Source organism: Leptolyngbya subtilissima AS-A7 (assembly GCF_039962255.1).
GTDB lineage: Bacteria > Cyanobacteriota > Cyanobacteriia > Phormidesmidales > Phormidesmidaceae > Nodosilinea.
The window spans coordinates 72,652-79,500 of record NZ_JAMPKY010000015.1; the positions used below are offsets into that span (position 1 = coordinate 72,652).

At 55.4% G+C, this 6,849-nt stretch carries 3 protein-coding genes; all 3 read left to right on the forward strand.

From position 1 onward, the window contains the following. The first annotated feature begins 682 nt into the window (after positions 1 to 682). The 3 genes from NC979_RS24930 to NC979_RS24940 all read left to right on the forward strand — a co-directional run bounded on the left by NC979_RS24930 (position 683) and on the right by NC979_RS24940 (position 6,593). Positions 683 to 2,590 (forward strand): ABC transporter ATP-binding protein, encoded by a 1,908-nt coding sequence (locus NC979_RS24930; RefSeq protein WP_190521531.1) that lies wholly within the window; start codon positions 683 to 685, stop codon positions 2,588 to 2,590. Between the two features lie 197 nt (positions 2,591 to 2,787). Continuing rightward, positions 2,788 to 3,783, forward strand: a complete 996-nt coding sequence (locus NC979_RS24935) for a helix-turn-helix domain-containing protein (RefSeq protein ID WP_190521533.1) — start codon at positions 2,788 to 2,790, stop codon at positions 3,781 to 3,783. A gap of 116 nt (positions 3,784 to 3,899) precedes the next feature. Continuing rightward, positions 3,900 to 6,593 carry a TonB-dependent receptor domain-containing protein gene (locus tag NC979_RS24940; RefSeq protein WP_190521535.1) on the forward strand — a complete coding sequence of 898 codons (2,694 nt, stop codon included), beginning with the start codon at positions 3,900 to 3,902 and terminating at the stop codon, positions 6,591 to 6,593. Positions 6,594 to 6,849 lie beyond the last annotated feature (256 nt).

Here is a 6,849-nt window from a genome sequence, read left to right on the forward strand (position 1 = left end):
GGATTTGGCGTGGAATTGAGAGACATTGTTTCTTCTTGGCGGTTTTGCTTTTCTAAGTAGATCCGCCTATTGACTGAACCCCAAAGCCTTTCGTTAGCTCTGGAGATGGGTAGATCAAGGCAGTTTTAGAAGCAGATTTGTGTTTGCCAAATGTAGGCCGTACCCAAACTCGTCTATCTATAGCTAAAACAACCCATATTTTCAAAGATTGGGGGAAAATTGGGGGAAGGGCGTCACCAAAGGCTTGAACCCCTTGACTGGCAAGCATCTGTCGAGGACTGAAAATCCTCGTGTCGGCGGTTCAAGCCCGCCTCCTGGCATACCTTTTGGAAAATGAGACTGCAATAGCCGGTTGTTGCGGTCTCACTCACCCTTAGCCTTGCTACTCATCCAGCTACAGCAGTAGCCTATAGCTCTGCTAGGATTGCCCCCAACAAGAGAAGGGGACTGCTCCAAGGATTTAATTTCAGGTAACTGAGAAAGTATCTTACAGATACAGCAGGACGCCCTAGAGCGGTTTGCTCAAGCATTGCTGAAGTTTGCCGGCATGGTTATTGATGCTGTCTCTGGTTTCTGAGGGTTAACAATTCCCGGTGGGAGTCAAGATACTCCGTTTAGGAATCCTTTTAGGGCGAGCGAGTCGGTAAGCTATGGGCTGGCTTTTTTGCGAGGTAGGCTCGCTATGGGAGCAGCAGCACAGGGGTATCGAACGATTTTAGCGACTTATCTAAAACCGCAGCGGGGGCGGTTTTGGGGGTTGGCGATCGCCCTGCTGGGGGGGATTGGCTTGCAGCTGCTGAACCCTCAGATCTTGCGCTACTTCATCGATACTGCGATCGCGGGTGGGCAGCAGCGATCGCTAGTGTTGGCGGCGGGGGCGTTTATGGCGATCGCAATTTTGCAGCAGGGGCTAGCGATCGCCACTACCTACTTCAGCGAAACCATTGCCTGGCGGGCTACAAACACCCTGCGCCTTGATCTAGCTCGCCACGCCTTGGGCCTTGACCTGGCCTTTCACAAAGCCCACACCCCCGGCGAGCTGGTAGAGCGGGTCGATGGCGATGTGGATGCCCTATCGCGGTTTTTCTCGCAGTTTGTGTTGCAGGTGGTGGGCAACGGCCTGCTGGTGGTCGGTGTCTTACTCATGGTGTGGCGCGAAGACTGGCGTGCTGGGGTGAGCCTAAGCCTGTTTGCCCTGGTGGCCTTTGGCCTGCTGGGCAGCCTGCAAACCCTGGCCGTTGGCCCCTGGGGCACTTATCGCCAGATCAGCGCCGAATTTTACGGCTTTGTGGCCGAGCATCTCAGCGGCCTTGAGGATATTCGCGCCAACGGAGCCGTCGGCTACGTGATGGATCGGTTTTACAAAATTCTGCGGCGGTGGCTGGCGGCCTTTCACCAGGCTCGTTTCACCAGCACTCTGCTGTGGGGCAGCACGGTGGGGCTGTTTACGGTAGGGAATGCGATCGCCCTCGCCGTTGGTGCCTACCTCTGGAGCCAAGCCGCCATCACCATCGGCACCGTCTATCTGTTGTTCTACTACGCCACCCTGCTGCAAGACCCGATCGAGCGCATCCGCGAAGAGCTAGAACAGCTTCAGCAGGCTCAGGCCAGCATTCAGCGCATTCAGGATTTACTGGGGCACCAGACTCAATTGACCCCCGGTGGTCAAGGGGTTTTGCCCACGGGTGCGCTATCGGTGGGGTTTGAGGGGGTGGGGTTTGGGTATGGGGAGTGGGGAAGCGGGGGAGTGGATGAGTGGATGAGTGGATGGGAAAAGGGAGATAGATTGGAGGAAAAAAAGACAACAAGCAACGCAGAGAAATTAAAAGCAGAGGATCAAGCAAGCAGGGCCTCAAATGATCCCCCCACCCATCCACCCGCCTACCCATCCACCCATTCACCCACCCTCCAATCCCTCACCCTCCACCTCCCCGCTGGGCAAACCCTCGGTCTGCTGGGTCGAACGGGCAGCGGCAAGAGCACTCTGGCGCGGTTGCTGCTGCGGCTGTACGACATTCAGCAGGGGCAGATTTCTCTTGGAGGGGTGGATATTGCCCAGGTGCCGCTGCGGGAGTTGCCGCACCACGTGGGGTTTGTAACTCAGGATGTGCAGTTGTTTCAGACTTCGGTGCGCAATAATCTGACGTTTTTTAATGGGCACATTGGCGATCGCGCCATTCTGCAAACCCTGGATGAGCTGGGGCTAATGCCTTGGTTGAAGGCGCTGCCAGCAGGGCTGGATACGGAACTGGGGGCCGACAGCGGCGGGTTGTCGGCGGGGCAGGCGCAGCTGTTGGCTTTTGCACGGGTGTTTCTCAAAGATCCGGGGTTGGTGGTGCTAGATGAGGCGTCGTCGCGGCTCGACCCACTGACGGAGCAGCTGATTGAGCGGGCGGTGGATCGGCTGTTGGTGAACCGCACCGGGATCATCATTGCCCACCGGTTGAAGACCGTGGAGCGGGCTGACCAGATTTTGATTTTGGAGCAGGGGCAGGCGGTGGAGTACGGCGATCGCATCACCCTAGCCCAAGACCCTAACTCTCGTTTTGCGCAGTTGCTCAGGTTAGGAACTGTTGCTGGCTCGATATAGAAGGATAGAAGGGGGTGCCTCAGCCTGTCTACCGCATTCTGATGGTCAGCGAGGCTGGCTGAGTGGACCTGAGCGGCAAAAGCACTCTATCAGGCAAAGGTTGTTGACCGGTGACTGCAAATAAATGAGAATAGGTCTTATTTGTGGCGAAAGCCTGCCCCCCGCTCTTGCCTGAATCAGCTCATTCCTGTCTGCCTATGACCATCATCCTCTCAGAGCCGCCATCGCCAGTCGCTCAGCCCATCCCTGCCGTCGGTTCAGGCTCAAGATCGTTGGGCAGTTTTGAGCTGGTTATTAGCGCGCCGGGCAGCAAAAGTCAGGGCTGTAAGCGATCGCTCAATCTACGCCACGGCTTGAACCTACTCATCCGCGACTACTGTCTAGAGGATGTGTTGATTGAAGAAAACTCACCCGAGGCTTCAGGGCGAACCCTGGAATTTGGCTTCAATCTGTGCCTAGGCGACAACAGCGATCGCCACAGCAGCCTCTATGGCCCCAACAGCTTTCTGCAATATGAAGAAAATCGCACGGTCAGCGATACCCAGACGTGGCCGCTCAAGGGCAGAGTGCTAAAAATTGACCTGCATTTGAGAACCCGGCCAAATTCTCAAAGCTTTAGCCTTGATCAGCTAGACGTGATTCCATCTGAGGTGCAGGAGCTAATCGCCAGGCACAACGACCACTGGTATCAGCCGCTGGAGACGATCGCGCCTAGCATTCAACTGGTGCTTCAACAAATTCTCAACTGCCCTTATACCGGATCCATTCAGCAAGTTTATCTAGAGGGAAAAGCGCTGGAGCTGATTGCTCTGCAAACGGCTCAGTGGCTAGAGGCTTGCCCCTCAAGGCCGGCTCAGCGACTAAAGCCGTCAGATATTGACCGTATTCACCAAGCCAGAGATCTCGTTGCCCAACGCCTAGACGATCCCCTGTCACTGCTGGAACTCGCCCGGGCCGTAGGGTTAAACGACTGCACCCTAAAGCGCGGCTTTCGCCAAGTGCTAGGCACGACAGTATTTGGCTATCTGCGACAGCAGCGCTTGATTAGAGCACGGCAGCTGTTGCAAGACACTGAGATGAGCGTGGCAGAGGTCACCTATCAAGTGGGGTACAGCCATGCGGGGCACTTTGCCGCCGCCTTTAAGCGTGAGTTTGGGGTTAGCCCCAAAGCCTTCAAAAATTCCGTGCTGTGACTAAATTGTTCCGTTTTCAGGCAGACGCGATCGCACCTTTCGCCCTAAAGTTCTATACCTAGATGAGAATAGCTTTCATCTAATCTGTTGAATAGTTGAACGGTGGTGTGAAGGATATGGCTCAGCAGCGGATGGGATGGAGCGTGTGGGTTGGCGTGATGGGGGCGATCGCAGCCCTGGCTCAACCGCTGGCGGCCCAGGCAAGCGGTGGGAATGTGGGTGAGTGGGCAAGTGGGCGAGGAGGGGAGGTGGATGAGTGGATGGGTGGGCGGGTGGATGGGTTGGAACAACCCACGCTTCCATCTACCCCGCTACTTATCCACCCATCTACCCCCGACCCTGCCGCCACCGTAGACGAGGGAATGATTCAAATCGCCCAGGCCACGGTGCAAATTACGGGAGTGCGGGTAGAGTCTACCGAGGCCGGCTTGCAGGTGGTGCTAGAAACCGCGGCGGGTGAGCTGTCGGCACCAGCCACGCGATCGCTCGGTAACGCCCTGATTATCGATATCCCCAATGCGGTGCTGGCGTTGCCCGATGGGGGCGAGTTTCAGCAGGCTAGCTCAACGGCGGGCATTGCTTTTATCAGCGTCACGGGTCTGCCAGACAATCAGGTGCGAGTTTCCATTACTGGTAACGATGCCCCGCCCAGTGTAGAGGTTAGCCCGGCTGCCCAGAGCTTAACTCTGGCCGTAACTCCTGGGTTGGCAACCGAAGCCGAAGCGCCCGAGGAAGCCATTCAGCTTGTGGTCACTGCGACTCGAACCGAAGAAGAACTACAAAATGTTCCTCGCTCCGTCACGGTGATTACCCAGGAAGACATTGAGCAACAAACCCGGTTCAGCCAGGACATGGGGGATATTTTGTCTCAGCTTGTCCCTGGCTTTAGTGCCCCTACTAGCCGCACCAATACCTTTGGGCAAACCCTGCGGGGACGCGAAATTTCGGTGTTGATCGATGGCATTCCCCAAAACAGCAACCTGGGCTCTGTCCCCGCGGCGCTGACCACGATTGATCCGCGCTCAGTTGAACGGATTGAAGTGGTCCGTGGCCCCAATGCGATCTATGGCGGGCAGGCCACGGGCGGTTCAATCAACATCATCACGCGGCAACCGGATGCGAGTCCCGTGAGCCAAACGATCGACATCGGCGGCAGTGCTGCCTTCAACGAGGCCTTTCTGACTGGGGATGGCTTTGGCTATAACGCGCTTTACTCAGTATCAGCAGCGACGGAGACGGCCAGCATCTTGGGCAGTCTGTCTTACAGCTCGCGTGGGGTGTATTACGACGCGGAGGGCGATCGCATCCCCAGCGACCTAACCGACGCCGAGACAGACGAGGTGAACCTGTTAATTCAGCTGGGGGGAGAACTTAACCCAACGCAGCGGTTAAATTTCACCTTGAACCACTTCAGCCAAATTCAGAACGTCTCCTACATCAGTGACCCTGCGGTAGATAGTACTGAGGGAGTGCAGAAAGCCCGAGCCATTGAGCTACCGGCAGGCACTCAAATTATTGGCGCTCCCGACGAAGCCTCTCTAGAAACGACCAACCTTACCCTGCAATACTTCCACGATGACCTGCTTAACAGTGAAGTTTCGGGTCAGGTCTTTTTCCGCAACTATGAGTTTGTAGGCGGACTGCCCACCGATAACCGGGAGTTTTTTGGCATCATCTCTCAATCCCCTGGAAATACTCAGCAGTGGGGGGGCCGGCTTCAGGTCAATACGTCGTTTAATCCTGAAGACACCCTGAGCCTGCTCTGGGGAGTTGATTATGTGCGAGAAGACAGTTCTCAGCGATTTAACCTGTTTGACCCAGACGAGTTTGACGCCAGCGGCGGACTGGTTTTTCGCAAAATTGGTGAGGTTGATTTTGTCCCTCCCTATCGCTTGAACGACCTGGGCATTTTTGCTCAGCTGCAGTGGGATGTTGTCGATCGCCTTACCCTGAGCGGCGGGGCACGGTATGTCAACCTCAATATTGATACCGAAGACTACACCACCTATGACGGCAATAGCGTTGAAGGCGGCACGCTGACTGCGGACGATGTGGTCTTCAATCTGGGCTTAGCCTACGAAGTTGTGGATAGCTTGACGGCATTTGCCAGCTTTTCTCAAGGCTTTTCGTTACCGGATATTGGCCGAGTGCTGCGCTTTGCCCCGCCCGGCTTTGCTGTTGAATCTGACATTGATTTAACCCAACCCCAAAAAGTTGACAACTACGAAATCGGCCTGCGGGGTAATTGGAACACCGTGCAGGCGTCTGTAGCCGCGTTCTATAACTATTCCAGCCTGGGGACAAGATTTGCCGTATCGAATAGTGGTCCCCTGCAAACGGTGCGATCGCCCCAACGGGTCTATGGGATAGAAGGTTCCCTTGATTGGCAACCCAGCGATCGCTGGAGCCTGGGAGGAACCGCCGCCTGGCTAGAGGGTGCAGATGATGCTGACGAAGACGGGGATTTTACGGCGCTTGATAGTCTGATCATTCCGCCGTTTAAGCTCACCGCTTACGTAGAAAACGAAACCCTGCCGGGCTGGCGAAACCGGTTGCAGCTGCTGTTTTCTGGTGACCGCGATCGCGGCTTTAACGCCGGTGCCGATAGTGCTCCCATCAATAGCTACATCACCCTTGATCTCTTGAGTGGCGTCCGCCTTGGAAATGGCGAGCTAACACTGGGTATTCAAAATCTGCTGAATACTCAGTATTACCCAGTATATTCTCAGTACTTCGCCCCCTTCTTTGACAGCGACAATCGAGCGGGCCAGGGCCGAACAATGAGTCTCAGTTATCGAACAACGTTCTAGGGAGATAATAGGGCTAAGGGAGGGGTAAATTCTGGTGCATCTCATTTTGAAAGTTGACTCACCCTGCGGAAAATAAGCTACATCCTTCTCCCTTTTCCCAAAAGGGGAAAAGAATTCAAAGTCCCTCTCTCAATTTGGGAGAGGGATTTAGCGATTATCTTAATTGTCAACCACTTGTAGCTGGTGTGGCCGTCTGAGGGGGTTCTGTATCCTTCGGGTTTCGCCAAGATTGGCCTTGGGTGACCAGCGCATTGAG